The following is a 17,859-nucleotide window of genomic DNA, read 5'->3' as shown; positions in this document are numbered from 1 at the left end:
CATGAAGAACCCCACGAACCGTGGGCGCCGCGGGCGTCACCGCCGTCGCTGGACCGCGACCGGACTGCTGCTCGGAGCGCCCGCCCTCGTCGTGCCGTATCTCCTGTTCGTGCAGGACGACTCGCAGGCCGCGACGGTCGACGGCAATGCCTACTACCGGCTGGTCTCCGTACGCAGCGGCAAGGCGCTGGACGTCAACGCCTTCTCCACCGCCGACGGCACCCGCATCCAGCAGTGGACCGACCAGAACACCGCCAACCAGCAGTGGAAGCTGCGGCCCACCGGGGACGGCTACTACGAGCTGGTGAACCGCAACAGCGGCAAAGTGCTGGGCATAGCGGGCGGTTCGTCCGCCCAGGCGGCCGCCGCCGAGCAGCAGACCGACAGCGCCTCCGCCTCCCAGGAGTGGCGGATCGACGAGGTGAGCGGTTCCGACGTCGTCACCTTCACGTCCCGCAGGAGCGGCCAGGTCCTGGACGTCTCCGGAGGCTCCACGGCCAATGGCGCGGTGGTCATCCAGTACCCCGGCAAGGGCAGCACCAACCAGCAGTGGAAGCTGGTGAAGACGGCCGAGTCCCCGGCGGCCGGGACCGGACCGTACGTGTGGAACAACGCCCAGGTGGTGGGCGGCGGTTACGTCACCGGGCTGGTGTTCAACCAGCGGGAGAAGGGCCTGCTGTACGCGCGCACCGACATGGGCGGCGCCTACCGCTGGGACCCCGCGGCCGAGCAGTGGATCCCGCTGACCGACTGGGTCGGCGAGAAGGACTGGAACCTGCTGGGCATCGACTCGGTGGCCACCGACCCCGTCGACCCCGAGCGGCTCTACCTCGGGGCGGGCACCTACACCAACGACTGGGCGGGCAACGGCGCGATCCTGCGCTCCACCGACAAGGGCCGCACCTTCAAGCGCACCGACCTGCCCTTCAAGCTGGGCGGCAACGAGGACGGCCGCGGGGCGGGCGAGCGGCTGGTGGTCGACCCCGCGAACAACGCCAACCTGCTCCTCGGCAGCCGCAAGAACGGCCTGTGGCGCAGCACCGACCACGGCGTCACATGGAGCCGCGTCTCCTCGTTCCCCGTCAAGGACGGGGCGAGCAGTGGCGGCGGCATCTCCTTCGTGACGTACGGCCCGGCCGGCAGCAAGACGGTCTACGTCGGCGTCGCCGACAGATCCACCTCCCTGTACCGCTCCACCGACGGCGGCAGCACCTGGCGGGCCGTCCCCGGGCAGCCCGCCGGCCAGCTGCCGCAGCACGGCGTGCTCTCCGGTGACGGCTCGCTGTACCTGACGTACACCGACAATCTCGGACCCAACGGCGTGACGGCGGGTTCGGTGTGGAAGCACACGCCGGGCAGCGGGGCGTGGAAGAACATCTCCCCGTCCCAGGGAAGTCACGGCTTCTCCGGTCTGGCGGTCGACCCGCGCAAGCCGTCCACGGTCATGGTCACCACCCTCGGCCGCTGGTGGCCCGAGGACGAGATCTACCGGACCACCGACGGCGGTACGACCTGGAAGGCGCTGGCCGGCAAGTCGGCGCGGGACGCCTCCGGCGCTCCTTACGTCGGCACGCACACCGGGCACTGGATGACCGCCCTGGCCATCGATCCCTTCGACTCCGGGCACGTGCTGTACGGCACCGGCAACGGCATCCTGCGCAGCAAGGACGCCCATGCCTCCGACAGCGGCGGCACCAGCCACTGGAGCATGGGTGCCCGAGGCCTTGAGGAGACCGCGCTGCTGGACGCGGTCGCCCCTCCCGGCGGCGCCACCGTCATCACCTCCATGGGCGACCAGGGCGGCTTCCGGCACGACTCCCTGACCAAGGTGCCCTCCGGGCGGCTGAAGAACCCGTTGATGACCAACAGCACCGATATCGACTTCGCCCAGTCCAAGCCCTCGATGATGGTCCGCGTCGGCCGTGGCGGCGAGCAGGACGGCGCCTACTCCACCGACGGCGGCAGCAACTGGACCGGCTTCAAGGCAGAGCCTGTGGCCGGTGCCCGGGACGGCCGTATCGCGCTGTCGGCGGACGGCTCCACCATCGTCTGGACCGAAGCCGGTCAGGCCCCGTACCGCTCGACCGACAACGGGGCGAGCTGGTCGAGGGTCAACGGCCTGGGCAACGACGCCGCAGTCGTCGCCGACCGCTCCTCGGCCAGGACCTTCTACTCCCTGTCGGGCGGCACGCTCTACGCCGACACCGACGGCGGCGCGACCTTCACCGCCCGCGCCGGCAACCTGCCCACCGGCCGGCTCACGGCCGCCCCCGGCATCGCCGGGGACCTGTGGATCGCCGGCGGTGACAAGGGGCTGCTGCACTCCACCGACGGAGGCCGCACCTTCACCACGCTCACGACGGTGCAGTCCGCCTCCGCCCTCGGCTTCGGCAAGGCGGCGCCGGGCGCCTCCTACCAGGCCCTGTACCTGATCGGTACCGTCAAGGACGTCACCGGCGTCTTCCGCTCCACCGACAAGGGCGCCACCTGGCTCCGCGTCAACGACGACGCCCACCAGTGGGGCAGCATCGGCGGCGTCGGCGTCATCACCGGCGACCCCGACATCTACGGGCGTGTCTACGTCGGCACCAACGGACGCGGTCTCCAGTACGGCGACCCGTCCTGACCCCAGCACACCCGAGCGGGGCCGCAGGCACCACTGCCTGCGGTCCCGCCATGGCTGAGGGAAGACGCCTCCCCGCCCCCTCGACGGCACGCCGTGCCCGATTCCCGTCATCCGCTCGTGAACGAAGCCCCAGGCCGGCGGCCTGGGGCTTCGTCGTTGTCCCGGGGGTCGGACCACGGTCCGATGTGGGAGCGGCGGGGGGATCGGACCGTGCTCCGACGCGGAGAGCACCGACGGGCGGCATCGTTCACGGCATGACGACAACGACACGGAGCACATCCGCCGGACACGGCGCCGCCGCTCCGGCCAAAGGCCGGCTCCTGCCCGTGGTGTGGAACGGCGACGCACCCTTTCCCGGGCGGTGGGTGGGCGGTGTCTCGCTGGTGGCGGCGCCCGTGCTGCTGGGGGTCGGAGTCCTGCTGCGGCTGCCCTACCCCTCCTTCTTCCCGGAGCAGCTCGCCGCCCGCGTGGAGCACCCCGGCCCGGTCGCGGTCTCCTACGGCGCCTTCGCGGCGGGGACCGTCCTGCTGTGGCCGGGCCTCGCCGTGTTGGCGGTGCGGATCGGCCGTCGCAGTCCCGGGGCTGCCCTGTGGGGCGGGGTCCTCGCCGTGCTGGGGCTCTTCGCCCGGACGTTCCACGCCGGCGTGGACCACCTCGCCTTCCAACTCGCCGACCGGCAGGGTGCGGAGGCAGCCGCCCGGTTCGTCGCGGACACGTACGGCGCCTTCCACATCTTCAGCGCCCTCAACGTCGCGATCATGGGAGGCTGGCTGATCCTCGCTGCCGGGGCCTGGCGGGCGCGCGTGCTGGGTCCCGTCCGAGCGCTCGCCCTGGCCGCCACGGCCGCGCTGCCGCTCGGCGTACTCAAGGGCACCACGCCGCTGTCGGTGGTGGCCGTCGCGGGCCTCTGTCTCGCGCTCGTCCCGCTGGGCGTCACCGTGCTGCGCGACGGCCCGGCGCCCGGCCGGGCAACCACGCTGTGCTGGTCCCTCGTAGTCACCGTCGTACTGGTTCTCATGACCCTGATCGGGCGGGCTGGTTGACGATGTACCGTCGGACCATGCGTGTCCCCCGGCGGCTGCACGGCATCGACCTGCTCGCGCTCGACCTGGCGACCGCGTTGCTCATCTCCGCCGTGTACGTCGGCTTCGCCCGGATGGCGGGCGACGGGGTGCAGCCCTCCTACACCGGCCCCGCGTGGGCGGGCGTGCTCGTGGCCGCGGCGGTCGGCCTCCCGGTCGCGGCCCGCCGGCTCTGGCCCGTACCGGCTGCGGCGACAGCCCTCGCCGGAGCCTCCGCCGCCGTCCTCCTGGACATCACGCGCGAGCCGTGGGCCGGGGCCGGCCTCGTCCTCTACGCGGTCGCCCTCGCCCGGCCCCCGAGGCGCTCGGTGCCGGTGCTCGCCGTCTCGCTCGTCCTCGCGGCGACCGCCGTCCTCACCGGGGAGGCCGTCGTCACCCCAGCCGAGACCTGGAGCGGGGCGGTCGGTGTCGCCGCCATGGTCTGGCTGGTCCTCGGCGGCGGCTGGGCGGCGGGCTTCGCCGTACGCGCCCGCCGGGCCCGGGAGGAGGATCGCGCCGCGTACCTCGCCGAACGCGCCGTCGTCGAGGAACGGTTGCGCATCGCACGGGAGTTGCACGACGTCGTGTCGCACAGCCTTGGCCTGATCGTGGTGAAGGCAGGGGTCGCCGGGCACGTGGCCAAGCACCGCCCGGAGGAGGCCGAGGACGCTCTGCGTGTCATCGAACAGACCGGCCGGGCCGCCATGACCGAGATGCGCCGCACCCTGGGTGTGCTCCGCACGGGCCCGGCAACGGCCCCGCTGGGCCCGGCGCCCGGCATCGACGCGCTCGGCGGGCTGGCCGAGCAGGCACGACAGGCAGGCATGGAGGTCGACTTGGACGTCCGGGTGCCGGACGGCGCCCTGCCCGCGGGCCTCGCCCTGTCCGTCCACCGGATCGTCCAGGAGTCCCTCACCAACGCGGTGAGGCACGCGGCCCCCGCGCGCTGCCGGGTGAGGGTCGAGGCCGACCTGCGCGAGGTGCGCATCGAGGTCACCGACGACGGCCTGCGAGGTTCCGGCCAGGACCGGGCGGCGGGTCACGGCCTGGTCGGCATGCGGGAGCGGGCGATGTTCCACGGCGGGACGTTCAGCGCGGGCCCGCGCCCCGAGGGAGGGTTCGCGGTCTCCGTCCGCCTGCCGCAGGACGGCACGACAACGACGATATGAGAGACGCGGGGGAGGACGGTGTGACGGGCGTGACCCGGGTGCTCGTGGTCGACGATCAGGTGCTGCTGCGCGGATCGCTCCGGACCCTCGTCGAGCACGAACCCGGCCTCACCGCCGTCGGAGAGGCGGGCGACGGGGCGGAGGCTGTCGAACTCGCCCGCCTGCACCGTCCGGACGTGGTCCTGATGGACGTCCGGATGCCGGTCATGGACGGGATCGAGGCGACCCGGCTGATCCGCGGCTCCCCCGAGACCACCGGCGTACGGGTGCTGATCCTGACCACGTTCGACCTCGACGAGTACGTCTACGCCGCCCTGCGGGCCGGCGCGGCGGGTTTCCTCCTCAAGGACGCTCCGCCCGCGGAAGTGCTGGCCGCCATCCGGGTCGTCGCCACGGGCGACTCCCTGCTGGCCCCGTCCGTGACCCGCCGTCTCATCGAGGAGTTCAACCGCCGTCCCGACCCGACCCCCGGCTCCCGCCACGCCCCCACAGCACTGACCGGGGTGACGGAACGGGAGCGCGAGGTCCTGGAACTGATCGCACGGGGCCTGTCGAACGACGAGATCACGGCGCGCCTGCACCTGAGCATGGGCACGGTGAAGACCCACATCGGCCGCCTGCTGTCCAAACTGTCCGCCCGCGACCGCGCCCAGCTGGTGATCGCGGCGTACGAATCGGGAGTCGTGTCGCCCTCCGGCGGCGGCCTGGGAACACACTGAGGGAAAGCCCCGGGGAGGGATGATGCCGTCATGGCAGACGAATCGAGACGCTCCCTCTGACGAAGGTTGACCATGCCCCTCACGTGCCCGATCGGACGGGAGACCGCGGGGAACAGCGGGGGCCCCGCGGGAACGTGATCGTGAACTGCCGCTCGCCGCTCTGGGCCACACCGTCAGGGCCTCGCGCTGATCGACGTCTTGTCCGTCCCACAGCCGTGCCGGCACGAGCAGGGAAGCACGAGCAACAGAGGGCGCCGACGGGGCTCGTGAGCAAAGCCCCAGGCCAGAGACCTGGGGCTTTGTCGTTGTCCGATCGAGCCGGTCCGTCGGTCACGCCGACGGTCGGTCCGGCCGGAATCCGGTCAGAACTCGAGCACCTCGCGGTCGAGGGGGTACCGCGCATGGTGAGGGCCGTCGTGCGGTGAGGGCGTGATCGGCAGGACGCCGGTCGGCTGCAGGCCCACGTTGTCGTCCCAGATCCGGGGTTCGACCTGGCCGACGACGCGGAACTTCCGGAAGGTGAACGGCGGGCTGTCGGTCGGGAAGAACTCGGCTGTGGTCATCACCTGGAAGTGCAGGTGCGGCGTGGTCGAGTTGCCGCTGTTGCCGATCAGCCCGAGAACCCGGCCGGGTTCGACGTGGTCGCCTTCCCGGACCTTGAGCGAGCCGGGCTTCAGGTGGGCGTAGAGCAGATAGCGGCCCGGCGCGACCTCCACGGTGACGTGGTTGCCGACGGTCTCCTCGATCGGCGGGACCGGCGGCGTGACGGGCGGCGCGTTGTCCGGGATCCCGTCCTGGACCTCCACCACTCTGCCGCCGGCCGCGGCGACGACCGGCTGCCGGTAGCTCAGGTAGCTGGCGAGCCGCGCGGGGTCGCCTTCCCAGGTCTGGCCTCGCTCGCCGACCCGGTACCAGTCGATCGCGAAGCGCTGCGGTACGTAGAAGCGACCGTTGATCGGGCCGAGGCCGCGCCGGTGGTGGGTGTTGCCGCAGCACGACTCGCTGGAGTACCAGGTGCCGGGGCGGACCGGGGCGTTCAGGTTCAGCGGGGCGGTGCGGCCCGTCGGGGTGATCTGGACCGTCTCCTCGAACGGGGAGGAGCCGGAGGCGGTGAGGACGGCACCCGAGAGATGGTGTTCGAGCACCTTGGGCACCCGCTGGCCGCGATCGAGGGCCAGGTCGAGCCAGATCACCCACTGCTGGGAGCCCGGGATGACGGTCGGCGTCGGCGCCGGGGGCGGCGGGGTGGACCCGTCCGCACCCGGCAGGGGGTCACCCACCGGATTGGCGGCCTGGGCCAGCGCCTGGCCGCTCAGCGAGCCCACCACCCGGTGCGTGCGGGCGTCCCGGACCTCGACACGGTCGAGCCGCACCCGCGAGCTGCTGGGCAGTGCGTTCGTGGTGAGCAGTTCGTACGAGAGGTGCGTCTTGCCGTCCGTGGCGTCGAACGGCGTCGGTTCGGTCATCACGGCCGCCGTCAACGGCGTGAACTGCGGACCGGGCGCCGGCGTGGCCGCGCCGGTCCCGTATCCGGCTGCCGTTGAAGCCGTCAGCATGCCGGCTGCGAGCACGGCGGCGGCGAGCCCGCGACGTAGTGGGCTGCGGCCGGTACGGTTCCGAGGTTCACGCTCTGCCATGGTGCTCTTCCCGTCGTCAGGTCCGGGGCCGTGAAAGGGCACCGGCACGCCCCGCGCCGAGGCGCAGGCCCATGTAATCCGGCGCAGCACCGTTCCGGGCGGACGGCGCCGGAGTCAGGTGCCGAACTACACCCGTCCAGCCGCCTCGACCACCGAGCCGGGCACGTGCCCGCAGGTTCGATTCGTGAACCGGGGATCCCGCTTCCGAAACACTGCGCTCGGGGTGAATCAATATCTACGCCCGCGGGCGCAGAGTTTAACTCGCCCCACCGGGAGAGAATTTACCCCGACGCGCAGAGCGGGATTATTCTTCGCGCCGAAGCCACTGCGGCATGCTACTGTCGATCTCAGTTGCAGTTTTGGTACCCAAAAAACTTAAAGTTTCCGGTCTTTTTCCGGGCGGGGCATCATCGCGGCGACACGGCATCCGCACAGTGTGGATGCCGGCGTAATGCCCAAAGGAGAAATGACATGGCTGCCGGCACCGTGAAGTGGTTCAACGCAGAAAAGGGCTTCGGCTTCATCGAGCAGGACGGTGGCGGCCCCGACGTGTTCGCCCACTACTCGAACATCGCCGCCCAGGGCTTCCGCGAACTGCAGGAGGGCCAGAAGGTCACCTTCGACATCGCGCAGGGCCAGAAGGGCCCGACGGCCGAGAACATCGTTCCCGCCTGAAGCTGACGCGCAGTTCGTAGCTGGGGCCCGCATCCCTCGGGGTGCGGGCCCCAGCTACACGCGTTTTCCGGCAGCGATTGCACCTGCGGGGCTCTCGGCGTTCGTTCGACATCACGCCATTTCGCTTTCGCATTCTCTTCGGCTCGTTCTTATGGTCCCCGCACTGCTCCACCGTTGCGGGAATTCCTTGATGACGTGCCGCATCAAGGAAGGTTCTGCATGAACCCCACACGTACGAACAGCCGCTCCTCCCGCAACCGCCGCCGCACCGGCGGCTCCGGTTTCGGCTCCACCGCCGCTCCGGTTCGGGCCGGTCGCTTCGGCTCGTCCGCCCCGAGCCGTTCGGGAGACCCCAGCCGTTCGGGAGACCCCAGCCGCCGGGGTGGCCACGGCCGCCGGCCCGTCCCGGTACAGGGAGAGTTCGCCCTCCCGAAGACGATCACCCCCTCGCTGCCCGCCGTCGAGGCGTTCGGCGAACTCGACATGCCTGCGGAGCTTCTGGCCGCGCTCACCGCGCAGGGCGTGTCCGTGCCGTTCCCGATCCAGGGCGCGACCTTGCCGAACTCCCTCGTGGGTCGTGACGTGCTGGGCCGCGGCCGGACCGGCTCCGGCAAGACCCTCGCCTTCGGCCTGGCCCTCCTGGCCCGCACCGCCGGGCAGCGCGCCGAGCCCCGCCGGCCGCTCGCCCTCGTCCTCGTCCCCACCCGCGAGCTGGCCCAGCAGGTGACCGACGCCCTCACGCCGTACGCACGCGCCGTCAAGCTGCGCCTGGCGACCGTGGTCGGCGGCATGCCCATCGGACGCCAGGCCGGCGCCCTGCGCGGAGGCGCCGAAGTCGTCGTCGCCACCCCCGGCCGCCTCAAGGACCTCATCGACCGAGGTGACTGCGGGCTGAGCGAGGTCGCGATCTCCGTCCTGGACGAGGCCGACCAGATGGCCGACATGGGATTCATGCCCCAGGTCACCGCCCTCCTGGACCAGGTGCGCCCCGAAGGCCAGCGGATGCTGTTCTCCGCGACCCTGGACCGCAACGTCGACCTCCTGGTCCGCCGCTACCTCACCGACCCCGTCGTCCACTCCGTCGACCCCTCCCAGGGGGCGGTCACCACGATGGAACACCACCTCCTGTACGTGCACGGCGCCGACAAGCACCGGGTGACGACGGAGATCGCGGCGCGCGAGGGCCGGGTGATCATGTTCCTGGACACCAAGCACGCCGTGGACCGGCTCACCCAGGACCTCCTCGACAGCGGAGTCCGCGCCGCGGCACTCCACGGCGGCAAGTCCCAGCCCCAGCGCACCCGCACCCTCGCCCAGTTCAAGACCGGACACGTCACCGTCCTGGTCGCCACGAACGTCGCCGCCCGCGGCATCCACGTCGACAACCTCGACCTCGTCGTCAACGTGGACCCGCCGACCGACCACAAGGACTACCTGCACCGCGGCGGCCGCACCGCCCGTGCGGGCGAGTCCGGCAGTGTCGTCACCCTGGTCACGTCCCACCAGCGCCGCGGCCTGACCCGCCTCTTGGGCGACGCCGGCATCGTCCCCCAGACCACCCAGGTCCGCTCCGGCGAGGAAGCCCTCCACCGGATCACCGGCGCCCGGACCCCCTCCGGCGTCCCGGTCACCATCACCGCGCCGGCGGCCGAGCAGCGTAAGCGCGGCCCGGTGTCCCGTGGTCGACGCAGTCCCGCTGCGACGGCCCGCCGCGTGAGCGGGCGGCAGTCCGCCGCATGAGCGCACGGCCGCGGCAGCCCGCCGCGTGAGCGCACGGCCGCTGCAGTCCGCCGGCGACACGGCGGCCTGAACACCGAGTGAGCCGGAGCAGCAAGAAGGGCCCGACCAGCACGCGCTGGTCGGGCCCTCCTGCGTGGCCGGTCCGAGCGCCTGGCCTGCGGTGCAGGCTGCTCTGCAGATCCTGGACCGGCCACCGAGGTCTACCTCTCCCCGGGAGCCACGAAAATCTATCTCGGCCAGAGTAGACATTGAACAGTGGCGTGGTTATGGTTTCTCTCGTAACCCAGCGAGACAAGAGGGCCTGGCAGAGACGAACTGCCGGGCAGCAAGACCGCAGGTGCAGTTGGCAGGACGGTGCGGTGGTGGAGTTCCGAAGCCAGGGTTGTCGCAGGACGGCGACGGGACTGACGACCGGACCGGGTGGCCCGCAGTGATCAGGGGCCGCCGTGAGCGGTACCGCTGTCATGGCAGTCGCGGTACCCGTAAGTGCGGTACGCAGTAGAGCAGTGCCGGCAGTACGCAGTACCCCGTTGGGTAGGCAGTGGATCACCGAGGGAAGAACGGAGGAGCCGAGCGCCATCAGGATCGCCCGGGCGGATTTCTTGAGCCCGGGTACCGCAGGACATCGATAGCGAGGTGGTCTCCGGTCGAGCAACCGCGATCCCCGCGCACCCGGCAGCAACTCGGTCGGGTCGGCGGAAACCGAAGGCCGGTGCAGTGTCAGGGCCGGCAGATGGTGTAGTAGTTCCTTCGGGGCCCTGGTGCCATACGGCACCAGGGCCCCTCAACGCGTTCACCGGAGAGGTGCAAGTGACAGCAGACGACTCGTTCAACCGGCTCGATGACGACGACTACCCCGCCTACACGATGGGCCGCGCCGCCGAGATGATCGGCACCACCCAGGGATTCCTGCGCGCCCTCGGCGAAGCCCGTCTCATCACCCCGCTCCGCTCCGGTGGCGGCCACCGCCGATACTCCCGCTACCAGCTGCGTATCGCCGCACGCGCCCGCGAGCTCGTCGACCAGGGCACCCCCATCGAGGCCGCCTGCCGCATCATCATCCTCGAAGACCAGCTCGAAGAAGCCCAGCGCCTCAACGCCGAGTACCGTCGCGCCGCCGAATCATCATCCCCTCCGCCGGCCTCGGACTGAGCTGAGTGTGCGCCCGCCGGTACCGGCGGGCCCCGCGAGCATCATGAGGGCCGACCCCTCGGTCGGATCACTGAGAGGCCCACCAGGTCGAGGGCGCGGCGACGGTGTAACCCAGCGACTCGTACAGCGGCCTGCCCAGCTTCGAAGCGGTGAGGGTGACCGGCAGGTCCGCCATGTGGGCGAGGGAGCCGAGCATGACGGCCCGCCCCACGCCACGCGACCGGAAAGCCGACGCCGTGCCGACCCAGTAGTGGCTGCCGACGCCGTCGCCCACGAGGCTGACGCCGGCTCCTGCGGGCACGCCATCGTGCAGGGCGACGAACACGTCCACGCCCGGCTGCTCGATCAGCGCCGCCGGGAACAGCTCGCCGGGGTGGTAGGGCGTGAATCCGGCCAGCTCGAAGCCCTCGATCACGATCCGCTCGGCCGCCTGGAGGTCCTCGGGCCGCCGTACCCGGATCACGTCCAGCGCCGGTTCGTCGACCGGCCCGGGCGGGCGCAGCATGACCGGCATCTGCCAGCTGCGCATGCCCAGGTGGCTCAGGTCGGTCGAACCGAACGGATCCTCGACGTTCACCGGGCCCGCGGCTCGGCGTACCAGCTCGCTCGACTCGGCCAGTTCGTCCGGGTCGAGGACCGGCTCCTGGATCAGGATCCGCAGGCCGGCCCGCAGGCCGCCGTCGACCGCGACGAATCCGCGGCGTCGGATGACCTCATGCCCCCGGCATCGGCCGGTCGCGGCCCAGAAGGCGGCGGAGTTACGGGCCTGACGCATCGGCGCCTGGGCCGAGGTCATCACGGACGTGGGCTGGTCGGCCGAAGTGGATCTCGTTGTCATCGGGCCAACGGTAGTGCCCAATGGACAGAGCACACGGGCCACTTGCGTACGAGCTGACTGGGCCACCTGCGTGGCTGCCGCGAGCAGGGCCGGCCGTGACGGTCGCCGAGACGGCGGACCTGAAAGCCACGTCAGGAAGAACGTGCCCAAGCCCCTGCGGACGGCGGCGGAGAGGCTCGCACCCGTGCGGTAAGGGGAGGCCGGGTGGTGCGGTGGCCTCCCCTCCGTGCGTACCGCGGGGTCAGAACACGAGGTCCGACTGGTTCGCGTTGACCTGCTCCAGGTGCATGACCTCGCCGGTTCGGAACGGGGCCTTCCAGTCGCCGGTGCTCTTGTACAGCTTCGGCGTCTCGTACGTCGCGCCGAGGCCCATGAGGTCGGGGCGCCCGTCGCCGTCCGCGTCACCGGCGGCGATCAGCGGCCGGAACGCGTTCCAGCCGCTGCCGATCTTCGTGCGGGGTGCGAACGTGCCGTCGCCCTTGCCCAGGTAGAGCCAGAGGATGCCGTCCTTGTCACGGGCGACGAGATCGCCGGCGGGGCCGCCCGCGATGTTGCCGACGGCCGTGATGTCGTTGTGGACCCCCCAGCCGGTGCCGATCTTCTTGCGGGGGAGGAACGGCTTCGTGGCGCTGCCGGTGCCGGTGTAGAGCCAGAGCGCGCCGGACCTGTCGGTGGCGAGCGCGTCCACGCGGCCGTCGTTGGTCAGGTCGCTGCCGGACGTGATCTTGTCGTAGACCTGCCAGCCGCCGCCGACGTGGACCCGGGTGGCGAAGTTGCCGGTGCCGTTGCCCTGGTACAGCCAGAGCACGCCGGACTTGTCGCGGGCCAGGAGGTCGCCGACCGGCGTACCGCCCAGGTTGCCGGCGGCCTCGATCCGGTCGTAGACGCCCCAGCCCGAACCGAGGTAGGTCCTGGCCCCGGCCTCGTTGATGCCGCGCCGCTCGTCGATCGGACGGTAGAAGAGGTCCGTGCGCCACAGGCGGCCGGCGGAGTCCCGGCTGAGCAGGTCGGGGCTGCCGTTGTCGTCGAAGTCGTGCGGCTGGGCCTTGCGGACGACCTTGAACGCGCCCTTGGCGGTGACGTCCGGACCGATGCCGTTGACCGGCTCGCCGGTGAACTCCCAGGTGTAGTCGCCGTTGGGGACGTCCGCGTCCCAGTTGTTGTCGACCCAGGCGAACGCCGGCGTGCTGCTGCTGGGGGCCCCGGTCATGGCGTAGGACTTCCCGGTCCGCACATGGCGGACGGTGAGCTTCGGGTTCCACACGTCGCGGGACAGCGTCCACTTGAAGACGAACCCGTTGACCCGGTCGAGGTCGAGGACCGCCGGGGGCACGGTGGAGGCCGTGGCGACGACCTCGGTGGGCTCGCCGGTCGCCGCGACCAGCTCGGCCGTCAGGGTGTCGCCGCCCGTGGCCGCGATCCGGTACATGCCCTCGCCCCGGCCGACGAGACCGCCGCGCGCGTACAGGCTGCCGTCGGGGGCGGACGTGAACTCGTAGGCGTGGTCGAGCACCTTCACCGTCGCCTTGGTGGTGAGGTTGTAGGCGGTGATGGCGTGGTGGACGCTCGGCTGGGCGAAGCCCATGCCGCCCTTCTGCCCGTACAGGACCCAGTCGCCGACCAGGCCGACCTGGAGGTTGCCGGACGAGGGCGCCTGCGGCACCGGGGCCTCCTGCACGGCGCCGGTGGCCCGGTCCGCGACGAAGACCCGGGGGCCCTGGTCCGTCGCCGCGGCGGCGGACCAGGCGGTGTGGGTCGCGGAGACCGCCTGCGCGCCGACGCCGGGGGTGCCGAGGGTGAGGACGCCGGTGGCGAGGTCGAGGAGACCCCACTTGCCCAGGCCGTTCTGCGTGAAGGCGACCTTGGCGTGCGCGGGGGTGGCGGGCGTGACCATGACGGAGCTCGCGTCGGCGGGGAGACCGGTGACCGTCACCGTGGGGGCCTCGTCGACGTGCTTGCGCAGCACCGTGCCCGCCTCGGTCACGACGGTCGTGAAGACGGCGTCACCCGCCGCGCCCGCCCACTTCGCGTCGGCGCCCGTCAGGGAACCGACGGGGACCTCCAGGGAGCCGTTCGTCGCCAGGTTCCGCTGCGTGATCTGGTACGCGCCCCTGAAGACCAGGAAGTCGGTGGTCGGCGTCGACCGCAGGTACACCGCGCCGTCGTACCCCTGCCCGGTGCCGTCCGCGTACCGCCGGAAGGTCGTGATGTTGGTGTTGGAGGTCGTCAGGAAGCCGGTCACACCGGCCCCGACGAGCCTGCCGCTCTTGGGGTACGCGATCGGGTCCGCGGTCGTCGCCGCCTCCGCCGCGAGCACACCGCCCGCGACCGGAGCGGCGTACGTGGGGGCGGTCAGCGCGGTCGCCCCGAGCGTGACGGCGAGAACGGTGGTGACGGCGCCGGCGAGCCGCCGTCGCGTCGAACGGGCCAGAGGCACAGGCATTCCTCCCGAGAACATCAGGCGCACCATGCGCCCCACCGGTTTTGACCCCCGAGCAGTCAAATGGTTGTACGCCTCCGGGGCCCGCATCGAGTGGACGGTCCGGCATGGACAACGGCGACGGAGACGCTTCGGCGCCCACGACGGAGACGCGTCGGCACCCGCGACGCCGTGATGGCGTCATCCGGCTCGGCAATGATCCGGTCCGAGCCGCTCGTACACCGTCACCCTGCGACCGTGGCTCTGCTCCTCGGCCACGAACGAGAAGCACTGCTTCAGCACGGAGATCTTCGTCTTGTCCCGCTCGGCGGTCACCGGTGTCGCCACCCGGGGTGCCCGCGACTGGGACACGGGCGTCGGCGGACTGCTCAGGGAGGCCGAGGCCGCGTGCGAGATCCCGGTCCAGGAGCTCGCGGACACGGTCACCGACCGGCTGTTGCCGCCTTGAACGAACGGGCGGAGGGCTGCGGCTTGTCGAGGGCGTTGTCGACGGCGAGGTTGCCGGTGACGTGAACCACGACGCTTTGGTTCGCCCCGGGCTGCGCGTCGGTCGAGTCGATCCGCGTCTTGACGTGCATCAGCTCGGGCTTCTTGAGCTGCGCGACGATGTCGCTCGCCCCCCGGTTCTGCGTGCCCTCCCAGGTGAGCATCGACTCCGGCCGGTAGAGACTCGCGAGGCTGTCCCGCGCGGACGATGCTGTTGAAGTCCGTCCCGCGCGGAACGTAGCTGGCCGACTATGTTGCGTGCGTCAGCCGCCCAGGGTGATCAGGGCCGCGATCGCCGGGCCGAAGGCGCCGCCCAGCTGGTAGCAGAGGTTGAACAGGCCGATCGCCGTGGGGCGTTGGGCGCTCGGCGCTGCCTGGGTGGCGTACACCGCGAGCGTGGCCTGGCCCGCGCTCGCGGTGATCACGGCCGGCGTCGCGACCAGCAGGAGCAGCGGCGCCCAGGGGGTCAGCACGGCGATGAGCGGGGCCAGCGCTCCCACCACGAGCAGGATCGTCAGGACCCGCGGGCGGCCCAGCCCGGCCGCGGCCGCGGCCAGCACCATGGAGAGCACGGATCCCACGAGGAGGGCGGCAAGTTGGCCGGCGCCGATCGTGGCGGTCGACCAGTCGGTTCGGTCGCTCAGCAGCTGCGGGACGGTGAAGAGCAGCGTGAAGTACGAGGTCGCGAAGGCGCAGGCGAGCAGGGCGGAGAGGGTGAAGGCCCGGGTGCGCAGCAGCGCCGCGGGGACGAAGCCCGTGGGGTGGGACCGGATGTGCAGGGCCAGCAGCGAGCTCGTCAGCAGCGCGGCGGCGACCGCCGGGAGCGGGTGGCGCGGGATGAGTACGAGGGCCGTCGCCGCCAGGACCAGCAGCGCGGCGCCCCGGCCGTCGAAGGGGGTGGTCCGCGCGGGTGCGGACAGGTCGGCGCGGCGCATGACCGCCGGCAGGGCCAGGAGGGCGACCGCCCCGACGGCGAGGGACACCCGCCAGGAGGCCGTGCCCGCGATCGCCGAGCCGAGCAGCGGTCCGACCGCGCCGAGTATCCCGAAGCCCGCCGTGATCACCCCCATGCGCCGGACCGAGCCCGCCAGGCTCATCGCCGCGGTGATCAAGCCCGCGCCGCCCACCGCCTGGGCCGCCCGGCCCGCCATGGCCAGCTGCAGCCAGGGCGCCACGGCGACGACCGCTGTGCCGGCCACGACCAGGGCCGCGCTCAGCCGGAGCGTGGCACCCAGGCCGCGGCGGCGCAGCAGGCCGGCCATCAGCGGGGTGCCGACGGCCATGGCCCAGGCGAAGACCGTGACGAGCCAGGTCGCCGTGGCCGTACGGATGCCGAGGGAGTCGGCCATGCCGGGCAGGATCAGGACCGGGCTGTTGGCGCTCGCGGCGATCGGGGTGGCCAGCAATGCCAGCCATCCGACCGGAACTTGACCCGGCGTCGGAGGGGCGGGCGCTACGGCGGGGCTGGGCGCTACGGCGGGGCGGCGGCGGAGGCGGAGAGCGAGCTCGGACACGGGGTGCTCCTGTCGTTCAGCCTTGATAATCTCAACGTTGAGATAAAAGCAGCCCGACTCTCTCAACGTCAAGTGTCTTAACGTTGAGAAGATGTCCATTGAGAGGAGTGTCGGCCATGAGCGATGCCGTGGACGCGATCATCGGCCAGTGGGCCAAGGAACGCCCCGACGTGGTGGAGGACCTCTGGCCGGTGCAGTTGTTCGCACGGATCCAGCGGCTGGCCCGGGCGGTCGACAAGTCGGCCAGAGCCGTGGCCGCCGCACACGGCGTGGAGCACGGCGAGTTCGACGTCCTCACCACGCTGCAGCGCTCCGGGCCGCCCCACACCCTCACCGCCGGCGCCCTCCTCAAGGCGTCCATGGTGACCTCCGGTGCGATCACCAACCGCATCGACAGGATGGAGGCCAAGGGCCTGGTCGAGCGCGTACGCGACGGCGACGACCGGCGCACCATCAAGATCCGCCTCACCGAGCACGGACACGAGGTCACCCGGGCCGCCTTCGCCGACCACCTGGCGAACTACGCACAGCTGCTCGCCGACGTGGACCGCGACGTGGTCGAGAAGACCGCCGAAGGCCTCCGCCACGTACTGGAGGCCTTCGGCGACACCACCATCAAGTGAGCGGACTCCGTACGGACTCCATACGGACCCCATGCGGTCTCCGTGCGGACTCCGTGCGGACTCCATACGGACTCCGTGCGGACTCCCTGCGGACCTCGCGGCTTCGTCACGGAGCGGACCCGGGCGGGTGGACGCGGCCCGCGTACAGGGCCGATCATGGGGCGATGCCGCTCCTTACGTACGAGGCCGATCTGTTCGAGCGTTCCAGGGGACGCCTGGAGGCGATCGCCTACCGCCTGCTCGGGTCCGCCGGCGATGCCGAGGACGCGGTGCAGGAGACGTACCTGCGGTGGCACGCGACCGACCGGGAGCGGATCGAGACGCCCGAGGCGTGGCTGACCAAGGTGCTCACCAACCTCTGCCTCAACCAGCTCACCTCCGCACGGGCCCGGCGGGAGACCTACGTCGGGCAGTGGCTCCCGGAGCCCGTGCTTGCCGGGGACCGGATGCTCGGTCCGGCCGACACCGCCGAGCAGCGCGAATCGGTGTCCCTCGCGATGCTCACCCTCATGGAGCGGCTGACGCCCAACGAGCGCGCGGTGTACGTGCTGCGCGAGGCCTTCGGGTACGCGCACCGCGAGATCGCGGAGATCCTCGACCTCACCGAGTCGAACTGCCAGCAGATCCACCGGCGCGCCCGACAGCACCTCGCCACCGACCGGGCCCGCACCGAGGTCGACGCGGTCGCCGCGCGGAAGGTCGTCGAGGAGTTCCTCGCCGCGGCCCTCAGCGGCGACACCGAGCCGCTGATCCGGCTGCTCACCGTCGACGCGGTCGGCGTGGCCGACGGCGGACCCCGCGTTCCGGCCCGCAGGACCCCGGTCATCGGCGCGCTCGGCATCGCCCGCTACCTGCGCGGGCTGTTCCGGCCGAGCGCCGCCAAGCGGGCCATCGCCGGCGGCGACGCCGTACTCCACGCCGGCGTCGTCAACGGCGGTCCCGCCGTGCTCGTCGCGATCGGTGAGCGGATCGCCGGCGTCATCTGCCTCGCCCCGACGCCCGACGGTGTCGAGGCGGTCCACATCCAGGTCAATCCCGACAAGTTGGAGCGCATCACCCGCCAGTGGGCGGCAGCCGGCCCCCATCACCCGCTCCGAGAGCTGTGGTGACCCAGGTCACATCCGATTCCTGTCAGGGATCGCGGGGCTGTCCGGTTCAGGAGGTGAGTCCAACCGGATA

General features: G+C 71.6%; 14 protein-coding genes and 1 pseudogene. 10 read left to right on the top strand and 5 right to left on the bottom strand.

The window, feature by feature from the left end; translation table 11 throughout:
• Position 1 precedes the first annotated feature (1 nt).
• From N5875_RS20515 to N5875_RS20500, 4 genes are all read left to right on the top strand, one after another.
• Positions 2-2,626, top strand: coding sequence for an RICIN domain-containing protein (locus tag N5875_RS20515; RefSeq protein ID WP_338495308.1), 2,625 nt, complete (start codon positions 2-4; stop codon positions 2,624-2,626).
• A 254-nt stretch (positions 2,627-2,880) separates the two neighbouring features.
• Positions 2,881-3,669: a hypothetical protein gene (locus N5875_RS20510; protein WP_338495306.1), complete on the top strand. Its 789-nt coding sequence runs from the start codon at positions 2,881-2,883 to the stop codon at positions 3,667-3,669.
• Between the two features lie 17 nt (positions 3,670-3,686).
• A complete protein-coding gene (locus tag N5875_RS20505) occupies positions 3,687-4,856 on the top strand; it encodes a sensor histidine kinase (protein WP_338495304.1) in 1,170 nt (389 codons plus the stop codon).
• A gap of 20 nt (positions 4,857-4,876) precedes the next feature.
• Entirely contained in the window at positions 4,877-5,575 is a 699-nt protein-coding gene (locus N5875_RS20500; protein ID WP_338495302.1) for a response regulator transcription factor, read from the top strand.
• Between the two features lie 362 nt (positions 5,576-5,937).
• Here N5875_RS20500 and N5875_RS20495 read toward each other — a convergent pair whose 3' ends face one another.
• Positions 5,938-7,131, bottom strand: a complete 1,194-nt coding sequence (locus N5875_RS20495; RefSeq protein WP_338495300.1) for a M23 family metallopeptidase — start codon at positions 7,129-7,131, stop codon at positions 5,938-5,940.
• A 552-nt stretch (positions 7,132-7,683) separates the two neighbouring features.
• On the opposite strand from N5875_RS20495, the gene N5875_RS20490 reads away from it, so the two are divergent.
• From N5875_RS20490 to N5875_RS20480, 3 genes are all read left to right on the top strand, one after another.
• A complete protein-coding gene (locus tag N5875_RS20490; RefSeq protein ID WP_020133169.1) occupies positions 7,684-7,887 on the top strand; it encodes a cold-shock protein in 204 nt (67 codons plus the stop codon).
• A 219-nt stretch (positions 7,888-8,106) separates the two neighbouring features.
• On the top strand, positions 8,107-9,627 hold the full coding sequence (locus tag N5875_RS20485) for a DEAD/DEAH box helicase (RefSeq protein ID WP_338495295.1): 1,521 nt from the start codon (positions 8,107-8,109) through the stop codon (positions 9,625-9,627).
• Between the two features lie 810 nt (positions 9,628-10,437).
• On the top strand, positions 10,438-10,779 hold the full coding sequence (locus N5875_RS20480) for a MerR family transcriptional regulator (protein ID WP_318208100.1): 342 nt from the start codon (positions 10,438-10,440) through the stop codon (positions 10,777-10,779).
• 67 nt (positions 10,780-10,846) lie between these two features.
• Here the strand turns inward: N5875_RS20480 and N5875_RS20475 are convergent, their stop codons facing one another.
• Both N5875_RS20475 and N5875_RS20470 read right to left on the bottom strand, forming a co-directional pair.
• Positions 10,847-11,617, bottom strand: coding sequence for a GNAT family N-acetyltransferase (locus tag N5875_RS20475; protein ID WP_338495294.1), 771 nt, complete (start codon positions 11,615-11,617; stop codon positions 10,847-10,849).
• A gap of 241 nt (positions 11,618-11,858) precedes the next feature.
• On the bottom strand, positions 11,859-14,060 hold the full coding sequence (locus N5875_RS20470) for a VCBS repeat-containing protein (RefSeq protein ID WP_338495292.1): 2,202 nt from the start codon (positions 14,058-14,060) through the stop codon (positions 11,859-11,861).
• A 292-nt stretch (positions 14,061-14,352) separates the two neighbouring features.
• Between N5875_RS20470 and N5875_RS20465 the strand changes: the two genes are divergently transcribed.
• Complete coding sequence (locus tag N5875_RS20465) at positions 14,353-14,505, top strand: hypothetical protein (RefSeq protein ID WP_318208103.1); 153 nt, start codon at positions 14,353-14,355, stop codon at positions 14,503-14,505.
• On the opposite strand, the pseudogene N5875_RS20460 reads toward N5875_RS20465, so the two are convergent.
• A pseudogene (locus N5875_RS20460) lies at positions 14,480-14,737 on the bottom strand (ketosteroid isomerase family protein); the annotation flags it as partial. The gene N5875_RS20465 and the pseudogene N5875_RS20460 overlap by 26 nt on opposite strands.
• 69 nt (positions 14,738-14,806) lie before the next feature.
• Positions 14,807-15,949 carry an MFS transporter gene (locus N5875_RS20455; protein ID WP_338495290.1) on the bottom strand — a complete coding sequence of 381 codons (1,143 nt, stop codon included), beginning with the start codon at positions 15,947-15,949 and terminating at the stop codon, positions 14,807-14,809.
• Positions 15,950-16,173: 224 nt separating this feature from the next.
• On the opposite strand from N5875_RS20455, the gene N5875_RS20450 reads away from it, so the two are divergent.
• Entirely contained in the window at positions 16,174-16,680 is a 507-nt protein-coding gene (locus tag N5875_RS20450; RefSeq protein ID WP_338495289.1) for a MarR family transcriptional regulator, read from the top strand.
• Between the two features lie 164 nt (positions 16,681-16,844).
• Positions 16,845-17,789 (top strand): RNA polymerase sigma factor SigJ, encoded by a 945-nt coding sequence (sigJ, locus tag N5875_RS20445; RefSeq protein WP_318208107.1) that lies wholly within the window; start codon positions 16,845-16,847, stop codon positions 17,787-17,789.
• Positions 17,790-17,859: the final 70 nt, after the last annotated feature.

Origin of the sequence: Streptomyces sp. SJL17-4 (genome assembly GCF_036826855.1) — a bacterium.
Taxonomy (GTDB): Bacteria; Actinomycetota; Actinomycetes; order Streptomycetales; family Streptomycetaceae; genus Streptomyces.
The sequence above is the reverse complement of the archived record's forward strand: the minus strand, read 5'-3'. Positions and strand labels throughout refer to the sequence as shown.